The following is a 22,203-nucleotide window of genomic DNA, read 5'->3' as shown; positions in this document are numbered from 1 at the left end:
GCAAAGGTTTGAGTCTTACCAGATTTGATTTTAGTAAGTTATTTGAACTCAATGTTTTAGTGATTGAGTCTGATCCTGCGTCTGGCCATCAGTTAAAGCAAAGCCTGATTGGCCTGGGTATCAAAAAGGTGGAACTTAGTCGCACCGCTCAAACGCTATTAAACGGCGAGGGCACAGCACCTTATGATGTGATCTTTCTGGATGATGATGCAGAACCTGCTTTAGCTGGTATCGATTTGATTGAGCTGTTGCTCAATCAGCATAGTGTCAGCCCTTTGTGCCGTCTGGTGGTGTTGTCGACAGCAACAGAGCGGCAAAAATATGCTGTGGATTATCCTTTTCATCAAATTGATTTTCTCGACAGACCTTGCAATAAATTTCATATGGATGAGCAACTGAAATTGCATGTCCGCTTAAAACCTTTTATGGATCAAATTCTGCCACTTGTGCATAAACGCCGTTATGTTGACGCCTTTAAATTGATAGGCGAGTTGCAGCATAGAGCGGGGCTGGATACTCCGGTGTCGGTACTGAAGCTCAAAGCAGAGATGTTATTAGAGCTTGGAGTCTGTGACGCCGCTTCTGCATTGATTAAAACCGCCTGTGCTAAACAGCAAAGCTGGGCTTTATGGTTACAGTTCTTATTGGATTACGAACAGGGAGATCTGGAGTCTTGTTACAGCTTTTTAGCCAGTAACAGTGATGATTTACAGCCTTATCAGGAACGAAAAGAAGTCTGGCAAATTTATCTGGCACTGGAAAACGAAGATTATGCAGCCGCTTTTGAGATAGCTTCAAAGTTTCCGGCCGTTGGCATGTCAACCCAGATCACTCAGTTAGTGCAGTTAGTGATGATGGCGTCAGGTAAGGCTGAGCAGGCGATAGATTTAGTTGAACGTAAAAGACGTCTTGCTGCTAGCGGTTTTCAGTTTTGTGCTCTGACTGTAAGTTTGTGCAAGCTGTTATTGTTTTTAATGGCCCAGACAACGGAACAACAGCGGAGCTCACAATTACAAACACTGCTACAGCAGTCTTTTCGCCAGTTGATCGCAGACAAAGAAGCCAGTCAGTTTGCGGCTGAAATTATCTGGTTACAGGCCAGCCTGTTGGCTCAGGCAGAGGGGAAAGAGGCGGCTATTGCGTTCTTAGAGAAACAAAAACAGCATTTATCGTCCATGCAGATGTCAGTCGCCAGTCAATGCCATGGGGCAACTCTGATGGCTGATCTTGGTAAGATGAATGCGGCATTTGATTTACTGTATCTGGCGAATAAAACTTTAAACAGACTGCCGCACAGCATGCATAAAGTCTATGCTGCCTGCGTTCATCAACAGGCTTTTCATTTCATTTATGCCACAGCAGAACGTGGGCACATTTATGCGCAAATGGGGTTACGACACGAAAAAGAAGGCGAATTGCGCCCTGCAGCGCAAATGTACTACAAAGCCTTTCTGGCAGAACCTGATGATTTAGCTCATCAGGAACATTTGGCAAACTTGCTCAGCCAGTTAAAGCTCAGCAAGTTTAAAACCTTTGTACTGGATCAATTTAACCAGCGTTAGAGGTGTGATTAAAGCTGTGCTCCAGCACTAAAGCCAGACGCACTGCAGCTTGTTGCAGACGTTGCTCCAACTGCGGCAGATGCTGTTGCTGGTAGTTTTCATCGATAAGCATGCCTGGCTTGTAACCCTGATAAATCAGTTTCACCAGCATCACGGACTCATTGGCCCAATCCAGTACGTTGACGCTTTGCCATTCTTGTTGTTTCGTCTTTAGCGCCTGATACAAAGCCTGCTGTTTGGTCGCCTCCTGATAAGAGGCCGCTTCTAGAATACGGCTATCCCAGACTCCATGTAAATTCGATGGTTCACCTTCGAAATACACCGCTGTTCTATTACCACCTAAATCATCGGCATAACCCGCATGCAAAGGCTGATGTAAATCTGCAATAAAATGACCGACAAAAAGCAATGCCTCCAGTTGAGTTTTTGAGGGGGCAAAAGGCGTTAGTTTTTTCCGCTGCTGTTCAATGGCCGATAAGACACAACCTTCAGCAGGGCAGTGTTGCATAGTTAATTTGCTGTCAGAGCGCTGAATATTGACGTAATGCCAGACTTTGGTGTGCTGATATTCTGGCAGAGAACGGATCTGATCCGGCCAGGAGCAGGCTTGGGTGAAATCTTTTTGTTCATGCAACTGCATCAGTTGCTGCACTTTTTGCTGGCTGACCGGGCTTAATAACTGATAAGCCATAGAGCAGACCATCTGATGACCTAATTCACCAAAAGCAAATACAGGGCTACAAAACAAAGCAAAAGCTAAAACCAGACTACGCATAAAGTATTTCCTTATTCATCCACCAGTTGAGTGACTTGCCAGTGGGCGAGTGGGCTTTGTGAAAGCAGCGGAGATAATTCTTTTAAGCAGCTTTCCATATCCTGTTTCAGCGTAAAAGGCGGGTTAATCACCAGCATACCGCTACCTGTCATACCAAAACCCTCAGCATCTGGCTGCGGGCAATATTCTATCCGCAGCTGATTACGAATTTGTGTATCAACAATGGCATCAATAAAGCTTTCGACCGCCTGACGTTCAATCACCGGATACCAGATAGCGTAGGTACCTTGCGGGAAACGCTGGTAAGCTTGCTGTAAACCTTTGATTAAATCCTGATATTCAGTTTTTAACTCATAAGGTGGATCAATCAGCACTAAGCCGCGTTTGGACAAAGGCGGCAACATAGCGCGAAGGCCGGCCCAGGCATCCATTTTTTCGATACGGCTATGACGACGACGCTGAAACTGACTGGCCAGTATAGGATGATCGCTTGGGTGTAATTCGGTGGCCTGAATAGTATCTGTAGCGCGACAGAGTAAATCGGCAATTTTGGGTGAACCCGGATAAAAAGCTAAATCGTCACTGTCGTTTACCAGTCTGATGGTATTCACATAAGCCCGGATATCCGCATTGCTGCCCTGATAGTTCCAGAGTTTACCTATGGGTTTGGTATTCAGCCGTTTTTTGCGCTTGTTCGCTGTGCAGGCTGTATAAACCTGCTCCGGCATGAGTATCATGGTAGCAAAAAGGTTTCTCTTTGCGTTTTAAGTAATTCAGGATACAAATCTGCACCAGATGTTTAATCACATCAGCGTGATTGCCTGCATGATAACTATGACGATAACTCAGCATAAGCTCACTCTTTTAAAACTATTTTCGCGCCGACAGCGCATTAAAAGCGCAAGCATACTGCGCCAGAGCAGAAAGGCAAGTGTTCTGTGAGCTAGAAGTTGCTTGGGATTCTGGCTGTTGCAGTGGTAAAATCTTCTCTATTCGCGACACCGCAGCTACAGGATCTCCCTTGAATCGCAAAACCCCAGCACCACAGCATAAAAAAAATCAGCCTGGTTCAGAGCTGCAAAAACCCTGGACTAAGGTAAAACCAGCGTCAGGTAAAACAGCTGAAGCAAAAACTGCGGCGCCTAAAGCTGTGTCTGCCAAAGTGTTAAAACAGAACCGTCAGGAAGAAGCCAAAATTTATGGTGAAAATGCCTGTAGTGTTGCCTTTGTGCAGCGCCCGCAGGCTGTAGTGCGTTTGTATTTAAGTGAGCAAATGGCGCCTAAGTTTGCAGATTTGATGAAATATCTGGCGGCTAATAAAAAAGCCTACCATGTGGTGTCTGAAGCTGAGCTTGAAAAAGTTGCAGGCAGTCAGCATCACGGTGGTGTGGTACTACTGGTCAAACGTAAAGCAGTAATGTCACTGGCGACTTATTTAACTCAAAACGGTCGTAAAAAGCAGGATTGTTTGTTGGCCTTAGATGGTGTCGGTAATCCGCATAATTTAGGTGCTATAGCCCGCAGCTGCGCTCACTTTGGTATCAGTGGCATCGTAATGAAAGACCCTGAATTACTGGCGCAGGGTGCTGCTGCCCGTACTGCTGAAGGTGGTGTTGAGTTTGTAGAGGGATTAAGTTGTGACAACCTGCCTTTGGCATTGCAGTTGTGCAAACAAGCAGGTTATACCCTGGTGACCACATCAAGCCATGCTGGCGTCTCGCTGTACAGCAGCCAGTTGCCAGCCAAAGTCGTCATTGTGTTTGGTGAGGAAATGTTTGGTGTATCTCAGTCTGTGGCTAAATCTGCTGATATTGCGCTGCAAATTCCAGGCACTGGCAAAGTGGAATCGTTAAATGTGAGCGTGGCTGCTAGCCTGATTCTGGGCGAATGGTACCGTCAGCAGCAGTAAATCAGTCAGTAAGTCCAAGCGATGATAGGTACATCTGGTTGGGGACTACATATGGGTTCAGAGTATTAATCTTAATAAAGAACCCAGAGCAGGGGCTGTTTTTAGGGTTAAATAGGGGCCTGCCGCCAGGATCAAGCTAAGGCAAATAAAACTAAGTAAAAATCCGGTGACGCTTTGTTTGTTGTTGTCCATCATCTTTGGGTCCGTTGAAATCCAGAGACCATTGTGCTTTCACTATTGGTTATTGTTCTCGAAAAAGTGATAAGCGGCGATTTCAGGGGATAGAAGGTCATTACAGAGCTGCTGGGTGTTGCACTCGTCTGGCCTTGCGCGTTTTGAGGTCACTGGGTTATATGGTGGTAACGAATTGGGAAAGGTGAAAGCAGGATGAAACAAAGCGCGTGGTTAGTTGTATTTTTTGCTGTATTGATCTGGTCTGGTATTGAACCTAAAGACCAATTTACCTGGTTTCTGGAAGTGCTGCCTGCCTTGATTGGTCTGGTTGTACTGGCTCTGACCAAAAACCGTTTTCCTCTAACACCTTTGTTGTATAGCTTGATTCTGCTGCACTGCATTATTTTAATGGTAGGCGGTCATTACACTTATGCTGAAGTACCACTGTTTGACTGGATCCGGGACTGGACAGGCGGCGAGCGCAACAACTATGACAAAGTTGGGCATTTTGCGCAGGGTTTTATCCCTGTAATTATTTGCCGTGAAATTATTTTGCGTAGAGCTTTAATTTTTGGTCAAAGCTGGCAATGTTTTTTCAGCGTCTGTTTTTGTTTAGCCTTCAGTGCTTTTTATGAATTGATCGAGTGGTGGGTGGCTTTGTTGTCAGGCGAAGATGCGGCAGCATTTTTAGGGACTCAGGGTTATGTCTGGGATACGCAGTCCGATATGGCCTGGGCTTTGACTGGTGCTCTGATTGGCTGGTTTAGCCTCAAAGCTTTGCATGATAAACAATTGCGGCAGTTACGGACCGAAAAAGGGCAGAGTCAGGCTCAGCCCTGATACTCTGTGTTTAATCTTTATTCAGGCTGACAGGGCCATTGATCTGGTCAATTTTCAGCTCACCAGAACCGTCGTCCAGTAAGGTAAAACCCCCAGCTTGTTGCACATGGATATCGCCTGAACCGTCACTGATGCTCACCATACCTTTAACCTGTTGAATTTCTATATCACCAGAGTCATCGTCTACCAATACAGTACCAGCGACATGCTGGATAAACAGGTCCCCAGAGTCATCGTCCAGAGTCAGATTGCCACTTAACTGGGTCAGACTCACATTGCCTGAATCATCTTCCAGGACCAGATTACGGCCACCTTGCACAGTTAAATGGCCTGAATCATCTTCAATCACCAGATCAGAGCTTAAGCCTTCAATGCTGATATCACCTGACCCGTCTTCCAGAGTAAGTGCCAGTTCAGCTGGTACCCGTATGACTATGTCGGCATAAGCGAGGAGCCAGTACAGATCCCAATACAAGGGCCTCCAACTGCTTTAAGTAAGGCCACAGAGCCTTGTTTTTCCAGAGATAAAGTAAAGGGTCTGTCTTCGCTGGCATATAAATCCGCAGTTAGTTCTATTTGACTGAGGCCCTGGACCCCCATGATTTTCAAATCACCTGCTTCAGTTTCAGCTTTTAATTCCGTTAAACCAGCGGCATTGAGTTGCAACTGACGTTTTTGGTGTTTTAGATCTTCAGCCGCAGCACTGTGGCCTACGTGGATCACACAAGCACTGAGCAAAAACACGGGCACACAAACCGCTATTAATTGTTTCATCACAAATCCTTAAAAAAACATCCTTAAAACTACTATTAGTTTGCCCCTGGCATTTTAGAATTGCAAAAGAATGGAACCAGTAAAAAATATTTAAAAACATATACTTATAAATTGTTACTCTTTGCTTTTAAATGTTTCAGTCGTTTTATATGGCTTTTTGATATCGTGACCAGAGTAATACAACTCTTTCTACGTAGAGTTGAGTTTCTGTATAAGGGGGAATGCCTTGATGTTTATCCACAGCACCAGGCCCAGCATTGTACGCCGCCATTGCCAGCTTGATGTTGCCTTTGTAACGTTTGAGCAAAGAAGAAAGGTAAGCAGCACCACCTTGAATATTTTGCTGCTGGTGCCAGATATTTGTGACACCAAGCTCAGTAGCAGTCTCAGGCATCAGTTGCATTAAGCCGGCAGCGCCACTTTTAGATAATGCTTTGGCATCAAAGGCAGATTCAGCGTGGATCACGGCCCTTAATAAAGCTGGATCCAGCTGATGTTGCTTTGCTGCACTGGTTATTTCCTGCTGATATTTCTGCAGAAACAAAGGAGTGTTGTGCCAGAGCACTGCGCTTTGCACACTACAGGCGAAACAATCAAAACGAAGCCGCTGATAAGGCCTGTTTTTCGGAGCACGGTCGGAAAACGCGATAATCCCATTGGCTTGCCGGTAACGGTATATCGGCGGATTTTCAGCTACAACAGCAGGGGGCAGCATCAAAAAAACACTCAAGGTCAGGGCTTTAGCTGCTTGAAGTTTCAATTTATGCCCCCACTTAGATATCAGCTTATTCAGCATAGTCATTCTTTGCACTTTTGTGTTCTCTATCAGCAAAGAAGGTCTGCAGCTCAGAACCTGATGTTTTTCTTATTGTCATACAGGCACTGTAGATTAAAGTGAAAAAACAGATAAGCATCTGAGTTTTGCAATCATAAAAACAGATTAGGTTTATAGATTTAATTCGTTATCTCTAATCGTGTGGAACAGTTATTCTTTGTTCCATCGAAGCGAGTTCATTTTTAGTAATCAACCAACATGGAGTAAGACAATGTCTTCAATTATCAACAGCACCATCAAGCCATTTAAAGCGACAGCCTTCCATCACGGTAAATTTGTTCCAGTTACTGAACAGGATCTGTTAGGCAAATGGTCAGTAGTAGTGTTCTACCCAGCTGACTTCACTTTCGTTTGCCCAACTGAATTAGGTGATTTAGCTGATTTCTACGCTAAGTTCCAGGAAATCGGTGTTGAAGTGTACTCAGTATCTACTGACACGCATTTCACTCATAAAGCGTGGCACGATGCTTCTGAAACTATCAAGAAAATCAACTACCCAATGATCGGTGACCCAACAGGTACTATCACTCGTAACTTCGGTGTGATGATCGAGGAAGAAGGTTTAGCTTTACGTGGTACTTTCGTGATCAACCCACAAGGCGAAATCAAAGTTGCTGAAATTCACGACTTAGGTATCGGCCGTAGCGCTGCAGAACTGTTCCGTAAAGTTCAGGCTGCACAATACGTTGCAAACCACGACGGTGAAGTATGTCCAGCTAAATGGACTCCAGGTGAAGCGACTTTAGCTCCATCTTTAGACCTGGTTGGTAAAATCTAAGTCTGATTTATTCATCAGATCCCAAAGTAGTTGATGTTGCAGTTAGGCGACAAAAGAACGAGACCCCATGAGCATAGTAGTCCTATGTGATTGGGGTGAGTGAAAGCAGTCAACAACACTGCGGCTTCAAATACGATGGGAAAAAGGGGCTGAGTTCTCAGCCCCTAATCCAAATAAATTTGTGAGTTTTGCTCACCAGTATGTACTGGTACGGCGAAGCTTTGTCCAAAAGGGCAGTGGCAATCCACCTCAAGGTGGCCGTGACTGTGGCTATAAGAAAGGGGCCAAATATGTTAGATACCAATTTAAAGAACCAGTTAAAAACCTATTTGCAAAACCTGAAAAGCCCGGTGGAGCTGGTAGTTGCGTTAGACGGCAGCGATAAAGCAGCCGAGTTGAAAAGTTTGGCTGAAGATATCGCCAGTTTAAGTTCGCTGATCCATCTAAAAGATGAGACAGACACAGCCGTATTAAAGCCATCTATGCTGGTACGCTCTACTGTTAAAAATACTGAAATTCGGTTTGCTGGTGTGCCCATGGGCCACGAGTTTACCTCACTGGTGTTGGCTTTATTGCATTCAGGCGGCCACACTATTAAAGAAGAAGCTGCTGTGCTGGAGCAAATTGCTGCACTGCAGGGTGAGTTTAACTTTGAAATTTTTGTGTCGTTAAGCTGTCAGACTTGTCCTGAAGTTGTGCAGGCGCTGAATTTAATGGCGGCAGTAAACCCTGCTATTAAAACCACCATGATTGACGGTGCTGTGTTCCCTGATGAAGTCAGCAAACGTAATATCATGGCCGTACCAACAGTCTATTTAAATGGTCAGCAGTTCTCTCAGGGGGCTATAACCCTGACCAACATTCTGAACAAAGTCGACAGCGGCGCTGCGGCTCGTCAGGCTGAAGCATTGAAGACCAAAGACAACTTCGACATGCTGATTGTGGGTGGCGGTCCTGCAGGTTCTGCAGCTGCTATTTATGCAGCCCGTAAAGGTCTGAACACAGGTATTGTTGCTGAGCGTTTTGGCGGTCAGGTAGCGGACACTGTGGGTATTGAGAACTTTATTTCTGTCAAAGAAACTGAAGGTCCAAAATTGGTGGCTAATTTAGAGTCTCACGTTCGTCATTACGAAGTAGACATTATGAATAGTCAAAAGGCTGTGAAGCTGGGCAAAGACGAATTATTTGAAATCACGCTTGAAAATGGCGCCGTGCTGAAAAGTAAAAGCATAGTTCTATCTCCTGGCGCCCGCTGGAGAGAGATGAATGTGCCAGGTGAAAAAGAATACCGTGGTAAAGGCGTAGCCTATTGTCCGCACTGTGATGGTCCTTTATTCAAAGGTAAAAAAGTTGCAGTCATAGGTGGTGGTAACTCAGGTATTGAAGCTGCGATCGACTTAGCTGGTATTGTTCAGCATGTGACAGTGCTGGAGTTTGACAGCAAGCTGCGTGCAGATGCAGTACTGATCAAAAAAGCAGAGTCTATGGGCAACATCACTATTATCACGCAAGCACAAACCACAGAAGTGCTGGGTGATGGCCAACGTGTGGTGGGCTTACAGTACACAGACCGTACCAATGGCGAAAGCAAAACTGTGGAACTGGCCGGTATCTTTGTACAAATTGGTTTAGTGCCAAACACCGAGTGGTTACGTGGTGCAGTAGAATTAACGCCACGCGGTGAAATTATTGTCGACAGCCATGGCCAGACCTCATTAAAAGGTGTGTTTGCAGCAGGCGACGCAACTAATACACCCTATAAGCAAATCATTATTGCGATGGGCAGTGGTGCAACAGCGGCTTTAGGTGCCTTTGATTACCTGATCCGTAACTAATTGCTTATACTGTTTGAAAAGACCACTTCTATCGACGTGGTCTTTTTTTATGCTTGTAAAATAAAAGCGATTTAGGTTAAATGAAGCTGTTTTTGAAATAGCAACAACAGGACGTTGATATGTTACATCAGGGAAGACTCAAAGATTGGAATCCCACTCAAGGCCGCGGTTTGATTCAACGCGATAAAGCAGGGCCAGATATCAGTATCTGCAGCAGTGGTTTTCGAAAGAAACCAGATCAACTGCAAAACGGTGACAGCATTTTTTTTCAGATCGAAGTCGACTCAGCAGGACAGCTCATAGCAGTAGGAGCCTATAAAGCCGGCCAGCATTTTGTGCCTGCTCCAGACTTGAAAAAACCAAGGCTTTCGTCTTTGCCATTTCAACGCCTGTTGTCAGGCTTGGTCAGCTTGTCTATTTTGGCATGGCTGGGTTATCAATCTGTGTATTTGTTCAGTGCGCAGGCCTCTTTGCCAGCTATGACAGGGACGGATGAGAGTGCAAAAGAACACAAAGCTACAGTTTTATCCGACAGTCCGGTCTGGCCACCGATACAAACTCAGAGCCTTACTCAGTTTCAATGCGAAGGTAAGCAGTATTGCACTGAAATGCAGTCTTGCGAAGAGGCCGAATTTTATTTAAAAAATTGCCCTGATGTAATGATTGATGGGGATCGCGACGGCATTCCGTGTGAGCAACAGCATTGTGGTCGCAGTCGTTTTTAGGTCTCAGCTTATAGCCTGGCGTTTATCAAATAAGCTTTTGCCGTAGCCCACCGCAAAATAAATCATCAGGCTATGGAACACCATCACGGCGGCGTAAGTTAAAGCAGCGTCGGTGAAATGCTGAACAGCGATTATACCGGCAGGGCTGCTGAACGTTAGCACGGCCTGTATCAACGCATCGCTCAGGATAAGCGCATAAATCACCTTTTGACTTTGCTCTGTTGTCAGTACTGCACTTTGTTTTTTACTGTACTGATACACTAGAAACACTGTCAGTGCCGGCAGTAATAATACGTCCTGCACAAAACCTAATTTAATGGCTGAAAAATAGTTGGCTAAAGCCAGAACCAATAAAATCAGGATCTGAATAGCGAAAAAGCGGCTGATGATAAAAGGCAACATAGATCACACCTGGGCAGAACAAAGAATATCAGCTTAAAGTATTGTTGATGAAATGGCGCTTCGACTTAAGTCTAAGATGTTGCTATGGCTTGTTCTGTTGAACCTGTAGCAATAACCACCTGATTACGGCCATTGTGTTTAGCCTGATACAAAGCCACATCAGCGTTTTGTAACCAGCTTTCCCAGTCACTGGCATGTTGTACAGTCGCTATACCTATAGACGTGGTCAGCGCTGAACCATCTGGCAGAGTCAACTGATGCCAAATGGCATGGCGGATTTTTTCGGCCAAACGATGTAAATCGGCCAGCTGGATTTCTTTGATCAGTAAGACAAATTCTTCACCGCCATAACGAAATACAGAGTCCTGCTGACGGATCATTTGTTTCAACAACGGTACCAGCTGACTTAAAATTTGATCGCCAGCATGATGACCAAAATTGTCATTGATACGTTTGAAGTGGTCTAAATCCAGTAGCATTAAACCGCTGACTACGCCTTTTTGTTGAAACAGCTGGATGGCATAGGTTAACTCGTCGGTCAGAGAATGCCTGGTGGCCGCTCCTGTGAGCGGATCTGTAGTGGCCAAACGCCTTAATTCCTGACGCTGCAGATGGGTGCGGTAAGCAAAAATATACGCAAAAATACTGGTGACTAAGGTCGTGGTAATAAAAGCCAACAACTGAAAGTTAGTATTAAAAATAGCGGAGTGTTCAGAAAAATGCAGCGATACAATAGCGCAGACCATCAGCAATAGCAGCAATAAGGCTTTGATCGGGGCTACTAAAAAGAAGATAAATACCATCAGAGGATAAATCCAGAACAGTACATCCTGTCCCAGTTTCATACAAACAAGCACCGCTCCAAAACAGAAAACGGCGGCCATCAAAAAGCCTGGCTTTTCCGTCTCTCCGGAGCGCCACGCCATCCAGACCGAAACTGTACTGACGGTAATCATCAGTATATCTACCATGCTAACCAGATAGTCTCCTGTAGCCATACGGTATAACGCATAAGGCAATAGCGTACAGCTGGCGATTAGACCCACCAGCGTAATCATGAAAAGATGGAAATCATGCTTTAGGCGTTGTAACAAGAGCTACCTCTGGTGTTCCATATCGTTGGATGGCCTGGATATAAAATCTGTTTATTCGTTTGCTCCTTACTCTGACAAAGAAAGCAGATGAAAACAACCTTATTGTTTTATCTGCTTTTTTTGTATTGTAAAGTTCAGCACTGTTAGTTTTTAAAACGTAATGCCAACTGCTGCAAAGCGTCCAATTGCTGCACTATTAAGCTTTGAATACGTTCATCTGTCAGTTTGTTGTCTGCATCGAAAGTATTGGCAAAGGCATTACAGAAGACTTCCGGTTTATTCACTAAATGTAAGTCTAAAAACACACAAACCTGGCGTAAATGGTACTGAGCTCTTGAAGTGCCCATACCTCCGCCTGATCCCATAATAGCTGCCACTTTACCAGCCTTTAAGGCGTTATTGGGTTCACGCGATGCCCAGTCCAGTGCGTTTTTCAGCACGGGCGCAATAGAATAATTGTATTCAGGACAGGCCAGCAAAAAAGCATCTGCTTGTGCACACTGAGCCAGCAGGCGTTCTACGGCGGCAGGTTTAGTGGCGATGTCTGAGTTATAAAAAGGTACATCCGTTAAATCAGCCAGTTCAATCTGCATGCCCTTTGGTGCATGAGCTATTGCATACTCAACTAAAGCTTTGTTGGTGGATTTTGCTCTTAAGCTGCCGCACAGAGCCAGTACTTTGAGTCCGGACATTGGATTCTCCTTGATGTGAAGTTCTACTCTACACTAAGGCTGAATCCGTGGTATGACAACCTGATTTAAAACAAATCTGAATTTAAAAATGGGATCATCGCCAGAATTAAGGCTTGATGATAGACAGAACTGCGGCTTAATCTGTTTTGAGTCAAGAGGCTATGGCGCCACCTTTTTGTTTGATATTGTCCTGATTAAACATGGCATCCATCACATCGCCCAACTCTTTGCCTTGTTGCAGTTGCGACAAAGCTGCGGGGGGTAACATTAAACTGGCTGAGCGGGCTTTGCCCAGCTTGCCTTGATGTTCGATTACCATCCAGGCGAAGGTAAAATCACCATCTAAACCCGCTTCTATCGCAACACGGTAATCTGCCTTGACGCTTGCCAATTCAGCTACTCTGTTCATGGCTCCCAATAAGGTTTCATCGCTGCTCATTGGCTGATTGGCGACACCACTGGCTACCGCTATGCCTTGCACATCCAGAGTTTCAGCTGGGAACACCTCTGCAAAAGCAGAAGCAACAGCTTTGATTTTTGCCGGATTGGCGGAAGCTACTTTTATGACTAACATCAGCACCTCTGTTTATCAAACGCTTAGATACAACAAAGGCGGCCAAAGCCGCCTTATGTTCAGTCTGCAGTATCAACCTGCCAAACCTACGTACACATGTTGTACGTCATCGTCGGCGTCGATGGCTTCCAAAAAGGCTTCCACTTCGGCACGGGCTGCGTCATCCAGAGTCACAGGGTTATTTGGACGATACACCAACTTGGCTGAGGTGACGTTAAAGCCAAAAGCAGGCAACGCTTTGCTGACGGCATCCAGATCGGTGGGTTCAGTCAGGAACACGCTGTCGCCTTCTTCACCTTCCTCAAAGTCCTGTGCACCGGCTTCAATAGCCGCAACTTCCAGATCGGCATCTGGTGTTACGGCGTGAGCCACAATTTCACCTAAGTATTTGAAGTCCCAGGATACTGAACCCGAGCCACCCAACTGACCTTTACGGAACAGCACACGGATACTCTGAGCTGAGCGGTTTTTGTTGTCTGTTAAACATTCAACAATTACAGGCACCTGATGTGGCGCAAACCCCTCATAAACCACAGTTTCGTAGTTAGCAGGGCCGTCCAGTAAACCAGCGCCTTTTTTGATAGCGCGCTCTAAAGTTTCACGTGGCATCGAGGCCTTTTTCGCAGCTTCTACCGCTACACGTAATTTAGAGTTCATATCAGGGTCGGCGCCATTACGCGCTGCAACCATGATTTCTTTGGCTAATTTAGTAAAAATACGGCCTTTGGCAGCCGAGGCATCTGCTTTATGTTTAGCTTTCCATTGAGCGCCCATTGCTTCTCTCTCGTATCTGTATCAGTAAAAATTAATGCTGGTGACCACAATCATGGTCACAATGTTCGCCGTGTTCATCATCAAAATCGTCATCGCCGTCCTGATGTTGCATCACGCCCCAGCCATCATTGTGGCCGCCAAATTTCTTAGCAAACTTATCCAGTTCAGCCTCACGTGCTGTGACTGCTGCATGTTCTGGTACCATGGTCTGACTGACAATCAGCTCCCACTGTTCCAGGTCGTTGAAATGTAATTCCACTTCACCTTGCAGCTCTGACGCTACTAAAGCCGCCATGGCTTTTTCTGCGTGTTCTTTGTTTTTAAATACCAGATAAAAATCAATGGCCAGAGGCTGGCTTAAATCTATTCCGGCGTCCATTAAGGCACGCAGCATATCGCCATTGCCGTCATCAGGAAATTGCATGGTCCGCTCTCCACATCAGGTTAATAGGCCGACCCGGTAGGCCCAGTGCGGCAAGTGGCCGGATTATAGCAATATTTTCGGCTGTCTGTGTATCGCAATCTGGTGTCGAACTTGACCCCTCTGATGGATAGTTGCAGACTCAGGCTTCATACAATCAGGGAGTGGGTGCCGATGAAAAATTTTTGTCTTGTGTTGAATGTGCATTTTTTGCGATCGAAGCGAAGCCTTCTCTGATGCTAGTGTATTTAGTGCGCCATGCCACAGCGCAGGACCGAACTTTGGGAGTGCCCGATCCCAGTCGTCATTTGGTGGAAAAAGGGGTTAAACAAACACTGAAGTTGGCAGACTTTTGTAAACGGCAGCTACAAGCACCGCAGCTGCTACTGACCAGCCCTTTGGTGCGGGCTGAACAAACTGCAGTACTATTGCATCAACATACGCACTGGCCAGAGCCTCAAAAGCAGGCCTGGTTGATTATTGATACTTTGCCTGAAATACAGCACAAGGCGCTGATTGATCTGCTCAAACAGGGGGTAGAGTCTGTCTGTTGTATCGGTCATGAGCCCGATATTTCAACTTTGCTGGCCTTGCTGCTCAATAGCGAGGCCGAACATTTTTTTATTAAAAAGGCGTCCATCACAGCCCTTGAACTGACACCAGATCAAGCTGTATTACTCTGGTCTCTGCCCGTGGCTTTGTTGTAACGCTCCAAGGCCAAAAGCGGATGCTGTTCTATCGCAGCTTGTTGAATAAATTGTTGTAGCTGAGGAAAAAAACTCAAAAATACCTGTTCTGTTGACGCCTGAAGCTGCGGTAGTTCATCCGCTATTGCAGCATAACGCGCAGTGAAGCGGCCACGTGACGCCATGCGGCGCAGTGCATGCTGTATCCCTTCAAGTTGTGCGTAGTTGCCAAACCAATCTTGTTCAGTCACGGCTTTGAAGGTTCTGGCCATTGTCTCAGGCATCTGTGGTAAGTCATGCTGCAGGTTAAAGTACAACTGATGTTTATAGTCTGTAAAATCTGAATCATAAAAGCGCGTCCAGTGTTTGATCAGACAAAAATCAAACAGCATATCCAGAGCTATAGGTGCAAAACGCCGCATCTGTGGGCTAAACAGTAAGCGGGCCGCTCTGACCTCTGGATGGCGATCGGTAAACCAATCCACGGCTCTGTGATTATACAAACCTGCGGCCATCGCAGGGCTTAAAAGCTCTAATCTGGTACCGTAGAAAAAGTCGCCCAATAAATTGCCAATGCGGGAATGGGATGTGGGTTGTGCTAACAGCAAATGGGCCAGATAATTCATGAGGCTACGGCATTTCAATTCGTAAAAACTGCCTCTAGTCTAAGGCAAAAAAGATGTATTTGCTGCGCTGATCCGTTATAAGTAGGTGTCTTTACATGAAAAGTATCACAAAGGAACAGGTCCGATGAAACAAGGGGTTTTGTTGATTGCTCTACTGGCGCTTGCTGGATGTAGCAGCATCAGTCCACAGGAATGTCAGGTTGGTGACTGGTTTGCCATTGGCAAAACAGATGGCCAGCAAGGCATTGCCAGCAGTAAATTTCGCAGCTATCAGAAAGAGTGCGCTGAACATGGGCTGAGTTCTGATTTCCAGGCTTATCAACAAGGTCATGCCGAAGGGGTATTGTTGTATTGCACTTATGATGAGGGTCGTGAGTTAGGCCAAAGTGGGGGAAGCTATAACAAAGTCTGTGTTGGCGCATTGGAGCCTCAGTTTCGTTTAGGTTATGACCGCGGCCGCAAATGGTATCAGGCTGAATCTGCTTTATTGAACTTACAAAAAACCTTGCAGCAAAATGCTGACACTATTGATCAGCTAGAACAACGTATTGACGATAACTCGAAAGAGCTGAGCGTGCTCAAAGACAAACAACAGAAACAACAGCTCCTGGATGAAAACCGCAATTTACAGCAGGAGTTGCGTCAGTTAAATCAAATGCAAGGTCAGCTGCAACGCGATTTAAAGCAAGCTGAACTCCAGTTCAGTTTGATCCAACAAGGCGGCTAAGCCATGAAATATATCTGTAGCTTGTTGTGCTTTGTGTCGTTATTCACACAGGCTGCGCCTATGGATTTACTTTGGACCAGCGAAAAGCTGCTGATTGCAGGGCAACAAAGTCGTCTGCCACATGAGCCGCCATGGCCCGTAAAGCAGGCCGACCTTGTTGCTTATAGTATGACAGGCGTGATACCGGAAGGCGTGAAATGCCAGTTAGAGCTCAGACTGCAGCAAGAATTACTGCTGAGTTTACCTTGCTCTAAGCGTTATATATTGAAGCGGCCTCTGCGTATCACCCCTGGCATCAGAGTGGAATTGTATTTACACAACACCAACCTGTTCAGTCCAGGGGAGACAGTAACGCTGCGCAACAGGCTCTCTTTAGAAGTTGCCGAATAACTTATTTAATTTCAGTATCCTGAGTTAGCCACGCCTGAGCGACGCCTGAACTTAGTATCACCAGAGCACCTAACCATTGTAACCACGACATGGGTTCAGCAAAGAGTAACCAGGCAGCAGTAATCACGACTACAGGCTCCAGATAAGCCAGAGTTCCAAAGACCCGGGTAGGTAAGTGCTCAATAGCCTGCAAAGCACAGATCAAGGCTAAAAATCCGGGAAATAAACCTGCAATCACCAACCAGATCCATTGTTGCGCTTCAGGCCAGGGTTGATTGACCATGAAAGGCAGTACGCAACAAGAGCCCACCAACAGCTGATAAAAACTTTTATGATACAGAGGCACTGTGTCTGGCACTTTTTTGTTGAGCAAAATAAAAGCTGTGTAGGTAATCAAAGACGCCAGCGCGTACCACAGGCCTTGTTGCTGCTCAATGCGACTGTCGATCTGAAATTCCTGTAACATAGCAAAGCCAAAGAATGCCAGTAGGATCAACAGAAAAGTGCGGCTAGTCAGGCGCTCTGCAAACAAAAAATGAGCGATGATGGCTGAAAGCGCCGGGGCCAGATACACCAGCAAAATAGCTAAGGTCAGAGAAATAGTCTGAATAGCAGATAAAAAACACAAAATAAAACTGGCCAGTAACACACCGTTGAGTAACACCAGCAGTGGTGGTCTGGCTATGATGAACCTGAGCTGGCCTGTCAGCGCCAGATAGAGAGCCAGGATAAATGCACCGAAACCCAGGCGGTAAAAGGTCAGACTGGCAGGAGCTACTTCACTGTAGCGCGCTATGACACCAATAGTACCCATCATCATGCTGCTAAAGCGGCCATGTAAAAATAGCGGTAAGACGAGAAGTTCATGCAGGTAGCAAACCACAAATGGGTAATCAGGGGCGCCACTGTAGCCAGCCGCAGCAAACAATTCAAGTGAGACTGTCCAGGCCGCTTTATCCTTTGCCGAAAAAAGTTGTTTATCTCTGTACCTTACAAAAATGATTAGCTTTTTTCTGTACTAAATCAAGCACCTGCCTATAGTTAACTAAACACTAAATCAAATTAAGTTCAGGGACATGGAGTGCGGTTATGTTTGGTTTTAATTCTAATTCAGACAATATCCTAAATGCCATTAATGCAACCCAGGCTGTGATCCAGTTTTCGCTGGATGGACGGATTGAGCATGCCAACAGTAACTTTTTAGATCTGATGGGCTACCAGTTGCATGAAGTGCAAGGCAAGCATCACAGTATTTTTGTGGAGCCTGGTACTGCTAATTCTGCGGCTTATCAGCAGTTTTGGGCAGATTTACGTGATGGTAAATCTCAAACGGCTGAATTTAAACGTATTGCTAAAAGTGGCAGAGAAGTTTGGATCCGGGCTTCTTACACGCCTATTGTCAAAAATGGCAAAGTGCATAAGGTGATTAAGTTTGCTTCCGATGTGACAGAGCAGGTGGCCAAACAGGCCAATTTTGAGTCGCAGTTGCAGGCCATTCACAGAGCCCAGGCGGTGATTGAATTTGATCTGGATGGTAAAATTCTGTTTGCTAACCCTAATTTTCTGAGTTTGATGGGCTACAGCTTGAACGAGGTGACAGGGCAGCATCATCGTATTTTTGTCGATCCACAAGAGGCTGCTTCAAGCCGTTACAGTGACTTTTGGCGACGTTTGAAAGAGGGGCAGTATCAGACGGCTGAATACAAAAGATTCACCAAAAGCGGTAAAGAAGTCTGGATCCATGCTACATACAATCCGATCAAAGGACCCGATGGCAAAGTACTGAAAATTGTTAAGTTTGCCAGTGATATCAGTCGTGAAATCGAACAGAAAAAAGAGTTTCGGCTGCTTTCTATGGTCGCCAATGAAACGGATAATGCGGTACTGATATCCGGTGCTGACAGACGGATCCAGTATGTAAATAAAGGCTTTAGTCAGATGACGGGGTACAACCAACAGGAAGTACTGGGTCATATTGCCAGAGAGTTTTTAGTTGGACCCAAAACAGATCCTGTGACTAAAGAGCGGATTGAAGCGGAGTTAAATGCTCCACGTGCTTTTTATGATGAAATTGAAATTCATCGTAAAGACGGTTCTTCTTTATGGATTTCCGTGACCAGCAACCCTGTCTACGATGAACAGGGTCAACATAGCCATTACATTGCTATTCTGGCGGATATCAGCAAAGTAAAATCTTCAGCTTTGGAATATCAAATCCGATTTCAGGCGATTAGTCAGTCGAATCTGATGTTGGAGTGGAATAGTGCCGGGCAACTGATGGAGATCAATGATTACCCGCAGCAACAGTTTAAGTTAAACAACGAACAATTCAGTCGTGTAGTTGCAGACTGGCGTAGCTTTTTGACTCAGGAGCAGGCCACTAAAGTACTGGCCGGACAGAGTGTAATTTCTGATATTCATATAGAGTGTAATGGCAGACAATTGGGCATTGCCGCTACTTTTTGTGCTGTCAGAGATACACGGGGCGAGTTGCAGAAAATTATTATGTTTGGTGCTGATATTTCTGAGCGGCTGCAGGTGGTACAAACCAGTGATTCTGTGATGTCTGAACTGGTGAACTCCGGACAAAGTATCAACAATATGGTGTCTTCGATTAATTCCATTGCCGATCAGACCAACTTACTGGCGCTGAACGCCGCTATAGAGGCCGCCAGGGCAGGTGAGGCTGGGCGGGGATTTTCTGTGGTTGCCGACGAAGTCAGGAGTCTGGCATCTAAAGCCAGTGCTTCGGCCAGTGAAATAAATTCAGTGGTAGGTAAAAATCAGTCGTTACTCACTAGTTTGTCTGAAACCTTAAATAAACTGAATAAAAGAGCTTAAGTCCTGAGTCTTTTATTTATGGCTGGATAACGAAACAAAGGGAGCAAAATGGCTCCCTTTCGATTGTTAAGGCAAATCAAACCACAAGGCTTTGACTGGACCTTGGGTTGCCAGAGCTTTCAGTTCAGTCTGTTGACTGATCTTTGCGCCATCACCAGGTTGCATTGGAGTGCCGTTTAACTCTAATTCGCCTGTAATTAAATGCAGGTAAAAGTTACGTTTGGCAGTCACAGGTAATTCAATCACATCATGCTCACTTAGCAAAAGCTGTGACAAATAGGCATCCTGCTTGATTTGAAGCGTACCGTCGCGGCCGTCCGGCGATATCACCAAAGTTAAGCCTGGTTCAGCTTTAAAGTCTTTTTGCTGATAACCTGGTACACCGCCAAATTGGTTTGGCTGGATCCAGATCTGCAAAAACTTTAAGTTGTCTTTCTCACTGGCGTTAAATTCGCTGTGGTAAATGCCTTTGCCTGCGCTCATCAATTGGAATTCACCTGCGGGTAAAGTTTTGACATTACCGGCTGAATCTTTATGAGCAATTTGTCCTTCCAACACATAGCTGATGATTTCCATGTCCTGATGGCCATGGGTATCAAAGCCTGCAGCTGCATCAACTTCGTCATCATTAATCACTCTTAAGGCTGAGAATCCCATATGAGCTGGGTCGTAATAACGGCCAAAAGAGAAGCTGTGTTTGCTTTTTAACCAGCCGAAACTGGCTATACCGCGATCGGCAGAAAGTCTTAATTCAATCATGATATCCCTCGTTCTTGAAGCTGCAGCTTTGTTGTCTGCGCTCATTCGCCCCAATCACATAGTGAACTATGCTCATGGGGTCTCAATTGCTTGGTCGCCTTGCTGCAACTCCAATTACTTTGGCTATGTCCCTCGTTCTTGAAGCTGCAGCCCGGCAGGCTACTTTGGGCAAGACTCTCTCTGTGGCAGAGAGAGTCTCTTTGAGTGGATTATTAGTTCAGTTTCTTCGCGATAATGGCGTCGATGGAGGCTTTGCCTGCACCGCTGAACAGCAGAGAGACGCTGGCGGCTAACAGAGCTAAACCAAATTCGTAACCGTTATTGCTCATAAAGAGGCCGTTGGCGAAATGCACTTTAAAGATGGCCACTAACATGGCGATAAGTAAAGTCACGGCCGCAGGGCGGGTTAACACACCAAACACCAATGCCAGACCACCAAAAAACTCAGCTGCGCCGGCTAAAAACGCCATTAGTACACCCGGCGCCAGGCCTATACTTTCCATCCAGCCGCCAGTGCCTTCTAAACCGTAGCCGCCAAACCAGCCAAATAATTTCTGAGCACCGTGTGCAGCAAAAATAATACCGACTGGTACTCGTAAAGCTAAAGCGCCAAAACCTGCGTTTGTACTAAAAATTTGTTGTAAAGTTGCTTTGTTCATACTATTCACCTTTAAATAAATTGACCGTTAATTAGGGTTGTCAGACTGCTTTAAACCGCTTGTCAGTTCCGATGTGTGTACTTTAGATTGGCTTGCATTTTTAAAAAAGCGGAATAAACTGAGTTGACTGTTCAAAATATTTGAATATGAATCCGTGAAGGATCCACTTTAAGGTTTTTATGGCTAATCATCCTATTTTGACGCTGGACGCTTTACGCGCTATGGACGTAATTGACCGCAAGGGCAGTTTTGCTGCGGCGGCTGAACATTTATACAAAGTACCGTCTGCCTTGAGCTATACGATAGCGAAGCTGGAGTCTGATCTGGATGTTCAGCTGTTTGATCGTTCCAAGCAAAAAGCTCAACTGACTCCGGCAGGACAGCTCTTGTTGCAGCAAGGGCGAGAGCTATTACAGGCAGCCAGTCGGTTACAGGATGCGATTAAGCAAGTCGATACCGGCTGGGAGACCCAGTTTGTTATCGCCAAAGACAGCATAGTGCCTTATCCACCTGTGCTGAGTTTGATTAATGAATTTATGCTGCTTGGCAAAATGACCGAAGTCAGTATCCGTGAAGAGGTATTGGGAGGAGGCTGGGAAGCATTGGAAACCGGTCGCGCACAAATGGCTGTGGGGGTGTCGGCCGATATGCCCAAAGGTAAATATGAGCTGCTGCCTATAGGCGAGGTTGAGTTTGTGTTTGCTTTATCGCCTTTGCATGAACTGGCCAATATCAACCGACAGATTGATTTAGCCGATGTAGAGCAGGAAACCGCCATAGTGGTTTCAGACTCAGCTCTGGATGCACCTAAACGCAGCTCAGGTTTATTTACTACCCGCAGAGTGCTTAGGGTCAGCTCTATGCAGGCCAAAATTGCCGCGCAGGTGCAGGGCTTAGGGGTTGGGTTTTTACCTAAACATTTGATCAGAGACGAGCTGGCCAGAGGCTTATTAATAGCCAAAAAAACCAGCATTCCACGCGAAAAAGCCATGCTGTATCTGGCCTGGCAAAAACAAGGCCAGGGTAAGGCGCTGCAATGGTTTAGTGAAGCTTTTAGTCAGTACGCATGGGCACCGGTCTGGACCGAAAATCCTCTTCGTACTTGAAGCTGCAGCTTTGTTGACTGCGTGCTCTCGCCCTCGTCACATAGGTAAGCTATGCTCCCAGGGGCTCACGCCCTTGTCGCCTTGCTGCAACATCAATTACTTTGGCTATTAAAATCCCCTTCGTACTTGAAGCTGCAGCTTTGTTGACTGCGAGCTCTCGCCCTTGTCGCCTCTCTGCAACACCAATTACTTGGGGTATTAAAAAGAGTGAAAAAACTTCAATCCAAACGGCGTATTTTTGCTGT

Annotated in this window: 24 protein-coding genes and 3 pseudogenes; 12 read left to right on the top strand and 15 right to left on the bottom strand. The window is 45.7% G+C overall.

Annotated features, from left to right (window positions below; genetic code table 11):
* Nucleotides 1-8 precede the first annotated feature (8 nt).
* Nucleotides 9-1,562: an RsmD family RNA methyltransferase gene (locus WH43_RS03015; protein WP_053423180.1), complete on the top strand. Its 1,554-nt coding sequence runs from the start codon at nucleotides 9-11 to the stop codon at nucleotides 1,560-1,562.
* On the opposite strand, the gene WH43_RS03010 is transcribed toward WH43_RS03015, so the two are convergent.
* On the bottom strand, nucleotides 1,549-2,337 hold the full coding sequence (locus tag WH43_RS03010) for a S1/P1 nuclease (protein WP_053423179.1): 789 nt from the start codon (nucleotides 2,335-2,337) through the stop codon (nucleotides 1,549-1,551). The genes WH43_RS03015 and WH43_RS03010 overlap by 14 nt on opposite strands.
* An 11-nt stretch (nucleotides 2,338-2,348) precedes the next feature.
* Nucleotides 2,349-3,189 (bottom strand): annotated as a pseudogene (locus WH43_RS03005) (23S rRNA (adenine(2030)-N(6))-methyltransferase RlmJ).
* Between the two features lie 169 nt (nucleotides 3,190-3,358).
* Between WH43_RS03005 and WH43_RS03000 the strand changes: the two are divergent.
* The gene (locus WH43_RS03000; RefSeq protein ID WP_053423178.1) at nucleotides 3,359-4,246 is read left to right on the top strand and encodes a tRNA/rRNA methyltransferase; all 888 of its coding nucleotides are present in this window, start codon (nucleotides 3,359-3,361) and stop codon (nucleotides 4,244-4,246) included.
* Between the two features lie 387 nt (nucleotides 4,247-4,633).
* On the top strand, nucleotides 4,634-5,260 hold the full coding sequence (locus tag WH43_RS02995; RefSeq protein WP_053423177.1) for a DUF2238 domain-containing protein: 627 nt from the start codon (nucleotides 4,634-4,636) through the stop codon (nucleotides 5,258-5,260).
* Nucleotides 5,261-5,270: 10 nt separating this feature from the next.
* Here the strand turns inward: WH43_RS02995 and WH43_RS02990 are convergent, their stop codons facing one another.
* The 3 genes from WH43_RS02990 to WH43_RS02980 form a co-directional block, all read right to left on the bottom strand.
* Nucleotides 5,271-5,735, bottom strand: coding sequence for a DUF4097 family beta strand repeat-containing protein (locus WH43_RS02990; RefSeq protein ID WP_053423176.1), 465 nt, complete (start codon nucleotides 5,733-5,735; stop codon nucleotides 5,271-5,273).
* Complete coding sequence (locus WH43_RS02985) at nucleotides 5,693-6,034, bottom strand: hypothetical protein (RefSeq protein WP_053423175.1); 342 nt, start codon at nucleotides 6,032-6,034, stop codon at nucleotides 5,693-5,695. Before WH43_RS02985 ends, WH43_RS02990 begins: the two co-directional genes overlap by 43 nt.
* Before the next feature lie 145 nt (nucleotides 6,035-6,179).
* Nucleotides 6,180-6,794, bottom strand: coding sequence for a lytic transglycosylase domain-containing protein (locus WH43_RS02980; RefSeq protein ID WP_286049419.1), 615 nt, complete (start codon nucleotides 6,792-6,794; stop codon nucleotides 6,180-6,182).
* Nucleotides 6,795-7,080: 286 nt separating this feature from the next.
* On the opposite strand from WH43_RS02980, the gene ahpC reads away from it, so the two are divergent.
* The 3 genes from ahpC (at nucleotide 7,081) to WH43_RS02965 (ending at nucleotide 10,207) form a co-directional block, all read left to right on the top strand.
* Nucleotides 7,081-7,647, top strand: coding sequence for an alkyl hydroperoxide reductase subunit C (gene ahpC / locus WH43_RS02975; RefSeq protein ID WP_053423174.1), 567 nt, complete (start codon nucleotides 7,081-7,083; stop codon nucleotides 7,645-7,647).
* A gap of 290 nt (nucleotides 7,648-7,937) precedes the next feature.
* The gene (ahpF, locus tag WH43_RS02970; protein WP_053423173.1) at nucleotides 7,938-9,482 is read left to right on the top strand and encodes an alkyl hydroperoxide reductase subunit F; all 1,545 of its coding nucleotides are present in this window, start codon (nucleotides 7,938-7,940) and stop codon (nucleotides 9,480-9,482) included.
* 119 nt (nucleotides 9,483-9,601) lie between these two features.
* On the top strand, nucleotides 9,602-10,207 hold the full coding sequence (locus tag WH43_RS02965; RefSeq protein ID WP_053423172.1) for an excalibur calcium-binding domain-containing protein: 606 nt from the start codon (nucleotides 9,602-9,604) through the stop codon (nucleotides 10,205-10,207).
* A gap of 3 nt (nucleotides 10,208-10,210) precedes the next feature.
* Here WH43_RS02965 and WH43_RS02960 read toward each other — a convergent pair whose 3' ends face one another.
* The 6 genes and pseudogenes from WH43_RS02960 to WH43_RS02935 form a co-directional block, all read right to left on the bottom strand.
* Nucleotides 10,211-10,609 (bottom strand): hypothetical protein, encoded by a 399-nt coding sequence (locus WH43_RS02960; protein WP_053423171.1) that lies wholly within the window; start codon nucleotides 10,607-10,609, stop codon nucleotides 10,211-10,213.
* 71 nt (nucleotides 10,610-10,680) lie between these two features.
* On the bottom strand, nucleotides 10,681-11,667 hold the full coding sequence (locus WH43_RS02955) for a GGDEF domain-containing protein (protein ID WP_286049418.1): 987 nt from the start codon (nucleotides 11,665-11,667) through the stop codon (nucleotides 10,681-10,683).
* Nucleotides 11,668-11,846: 179 nt separating this feature from the next.
* Nucleotides 11,847-12,395: an NADPH-dependent FMN reductase gene (locus WH43_RS02950; protein WP_053423169.1), complete on the bottom strand. Its 549-nt coding sequence runs from the start codon at nucleotides 12,393-12,395 to the stop codon at nucleotides 11,847-11,849.
* 65 nt (nucleotides 12,396-12,460) lie between these two features.
* Nucleotides 12,461-12,969: pseudogene (gene yjjX, locus WH43_RS02945) on the bottom strand (inosine/xanthosine triphosphatase).
* 72 nt (nucleotides 12,970-13,041) lie between these two features.
* Nucleotides 13,042-13,743 carry a YebC/PmpR family DNA-binding transcriptional regulator gene (locus tag WH43_RS02940; protein ID WP_053423168.1) on the bottom strand — a complete coding sequence of 234 codons (702 nt, stop codon included), beginning with the start codon at nucleotides 13,741-13,743 and terminating at the stop codon, nucleotides 13,042-13,044.
* Nucleotides 13,744-13,774: 31 nt separating this feature from the next.
* Nucleotides 13,775-14,167: a ribonuclease E inhibitor RraB gene (locus WH43_RS02935; RefSeq protein WP_053423167.1), complete on the bottom strand. Its 393-nt coding sequence runs from the start codon at nucleotides 14,165-14,167 to the stop codon at nucleotides 13,775-13,777.
* 233 nt (nucleotides 14,168-14,400) lie between these two features.
* Between WH43_RS02935 and sixA the strand changes: the two genes are divergently transcribed.
* On the top strand, nucleotides 14,401-14,871 hold the full coding sequence (gene sixA / locus WH43_RS02930; protein ID WP_152342770.1) for a phosphohistidine phosphatase SixA: 471 nt from the start codon (nucleotides 14,401-14,403) through the stop codon (nucleotides 14,869-14,871).
* Here the strand turns inward: sixA and WH43_RS02925 are convergent.
* Entirely contained in the window at nucleotides 14,829-15,476 is a 648-nt protein-coding gene (locus tag WH43_RS02925) for an acyl carrier protein phosphodiesterase (protein ID WP_053423165.1), read from the bottom strand. The genes sixA and WH43_RS02925 overlap by 43 nt on opposite strands.
* 124 nt (nucleotides 15,477-15,600) lie before the next feature.
* Here WH43_RS02925 and WH43_RS02920 point away from each other — a divergent pair, with 124 nt between their 5' ends.
* Together WH43_RS02920 and WH43_RS02915 are read left to right on the top strand one after the other, a co-directional pair.
* On the top strand, nucleotides 15,601-16,203 hold the full coding sequence (locus WH43_RS02920) for a DUF2799 domain-containing protein (protein ID WP_053423164.1): 603 nt from the start codon (nucleotides 15,601-15,603) through the stop codon (nucleotides 16,201-16,203).
* A 3-nt stretch (nucleotides 16,204-16,206) separates the two neighbouring features.
* The gene (locus WH43_RS02915; protein ID WP_053423163.1) at nucleotides 16,207-16,593 is read left to right on the top strand and encodes a hypothetical protein; all 387 of its coding nucleotides are present in this window, start codon (nucleotides 16,207-16,209) and stop codon (nucleotides 16,591-16,593) included.
* Between the two features lies 1 nt (nucleotide 16,594).
* Here the strand turns inward: WH43_RS02915 and WH43_RS02910 are convergent, their stop codons facing one another.
* Complete coding sequence (locus WH43_RS02910) at nucleotides 16,595-17,413, bottom strand: DMT family transporter (RefSeq protein WP_152342769.1); 819 nt, start codon at nucleotides 17,411-17,413, stop codon at nucleotides 16,595-16,597.
* A gap of 269 nt (nucleotides 17,414-17,682) precedes the next feature.
* Here WH43_RS02910 and WH43_RS21180 point away from each other — a divergent pair.
* A pseudogene (locus tag WH43_RS21180) lies at nucleotides 17,683-18,777 on the top strand (PAS domain-containing protein); the annotation flags it as partial.
* Nucleotides 18,778-18,840: 63 nt separating this feature from the next.
* Nucleotides 18,841-19,434 (top strand): methyl-accepting chemotaxis protein, encoded by a 594-nt coding sequence (locus WH43_RS21175; RefSeq protein WP_152342771.1) that lies wholly within the window; start codon nucleotides 18,841-18,843, stop codon nucleotides 19,432-19,434.
* Nucleotides 19,435-19,500: 66 nt separating this feature from the next.
* On the opposite strand, the gene WH43_RS02900 is transcribed toward WH43_RS21175, so the two are convergent.
* Both WH43_RS02900 and WH43_RS02895 read right to left on the bottom strand, forming a co-directional pair.
* Nucleotides 19,501-20,193 (bottom strand): pirin family protein, encoded by a 693-nt coding sequence (locus WH43_RS02900; protein WP_053423161.1) that lies wholly within the window; start codon nucleotides 20,191-20,193, stop codon nucleotides 19,501-19,503.
* Between the two features lie 212 nt (nucleotides 20,194-20,405).
* Entirely contained in the window at nucleotides 20,406-20,852 is a 447-nt protein-coding gene (locus WH43_RS02895; protein ID WP_053423160.1) for a DoxX family protein, read from the bottom strand.
* 179 nt (nucleotides 20,853-21,031) lie between these two features.
* Here WH43_RS02895 and WH43_RS02890 point away from each other — a divergent pair, with 179 nt between their 5' ends.
* The gene (locus WH43_RS02890) at nucleotides 21,032-21,958 is read left to right on the top strand and encodes a LysR family transcriptional regulator (protein ID WP_053423159.1); all 927 of its coding nucleotides are present in this window, start codon (nucleotides 21,032-21,034) and stop codon (nucleotides 21,956-21,958) included.
* Nucleotides 21,959-22,203: the final 245 nt, after the last annotated feature.

The organism is Rheinheimera sp. KL1, assembly GCF_001275035.1.
GTDB classification, from domain to species: Bacteria; Pseudomonadota; Gammaproteobacteria; order Enterobacterales; family Alteromonadaceae; genus Pararheinheimera; species Pararheinheimera tangshanensis.
This window is presented reverse-complemented; position numbering and strand designations above follow the sequence as displayed.

Excerpts from the sequence above, each read along its gene's own strand:
- WH43_RS03010 (WP_053423179.1), bottom strand. The coding sequence starts at position 2,337 with ATGCGTAGTCTGGTTTTAGCTTTTGCTTTGTTTTGTAGCCCTGTATTT.
- WH43_RS02995 (WP_053423177.1), top strand. The coding sequence starts at position 4,634 with ATGAAACAAAGCGCGTGGTTAGTTGTATTTTTTGCTGTATTGATCTGG.
- WH43_RS02985 (WP_053423175.1), bottom strand. The coding sequence starts at position 6,034 with ATGAAACAATTAATAGCGGTTTGTGTGCCCGTGTTTTTGCTCAGTGCT.
- ahpC (WP_053423174.1), top strand. The coding sequence starts at position 7,081 with ATGTCTTCAATTATCAACAGCACCATCAAGCCATTTAAAGCGACAGCC.
- ahpF (WP_053423173.1), top strand. The coding sequence starts at position 7,938 with ATGTTAGATACCAATTTAAAGAACCAGTTAAAAACCTATTTGCAAAAC.
- WH43_RS02965 (WP_053423172.1), top strand. The coding sequence starts at position 9,602 with ATGTTACATCAGGGAAGACTCAAAGATTGGAATCCCACTCAAGGCCGC.
- WH43_RS02960 (WP_053423171.1), bottom strand. The coding sequence starts at position 10,609 with ATGTTGCCTTTTATCATCAGCCGCTTTTTCGCTATTCAGATCCTGATT.
- WH43_RS02955 (WP_286049418.1), bottom strand. The coding sequence starts at position 11,667 with ATGATTACGCTGGTGGGTCTAATCGCCAGCTGTACGCTATTGCCTTAT.
- WH43_RS02950 (WP_053423169.1), bottom strand. The coding sequence starts at position 12,395 with ATGTCCGGACTCAAAGTACTGGCTCTGTGCGGCAGCTTAAGAGCAAAA.
- WH43_RS02940 (WP_053423168.1), bottom strand. The coding sequence starts at position 13,743 with ATGGGCGCTCAATGGAAAGCTAAACATAAAGCAGATGCCTCGGCTGCC.
- WH43_RS02935 (WP_053423167.1), bottom strand. The coding sequence starts at position 14,167 with ATGCAATTTCCTGATGACGGCAATGGCGATATGCTGCGTGCCTTAATG.
- sixA (WP_152342770.1), top strand. The coding sequence starts at position 14,401 with ATGCTAGTGTATTTAGTGCGCCATGCCACAGCGCAGGACCGAACTTTG.
- WH43_RS02925 (WP_053423165.1), bottom strand. The coding sequence starts at position 15,476 with ATGAATTATCTGGCCCATTTGCTGTTAGCACAACCCACATCCCATTCC.
- WH43_RS02920 (WP_053423164.1), top strand. The coding sequence starts at position 15,601 with ATGAAACAAGGGGTTTTGTTGATTGCTCTACTGGCGCTTGCTGGATGT.
- WH43_RS02915 (WP_053423163.1), top strand. The coding sequence starts at position 16,207 with ATGAAATATATCTGTAGCTTGTTGTGCTTTGTGTCGTTATTCACACAG.
- WH43_RS02910 (WP_152342769.1), bottom strand. The coding sequence starts at position 17,413 with ATGATGATGGGTACTATTGGTGTCATAGCGCGCTACAGTGAAGTAGCT.
- WH43_RS21175 (WP_152342771.1), top strand. The coding sequence starts at position 18,841 with ATGTTGGAGTGGAATAGTGCCGGGCAACTGATGGAGATCAATGATTAC.
- WH43_RS02900 (WP_053423161.1), bottom strand. The coding sequence starts at position 20,193 with ATGATTGAATTAAGACTTTCTGCCGATCGCGGTATAGCCAGTTTCGGC.
- WH43_RS02895 (WP_053423160.1), bottom strand. The coding sequence starts at position 20,852 with ATGAACAAAGCAACTTTACAACAAATTTTTAGTACAAACGCAGGTTTT.
- WH43_RS02890 (WP_053423159.1), top strand. The coding sequence starts at position 21,032 with ATGGCTAATCATCCTATTTTGACGCTGGACGCTTTACGCGCTATGGAC.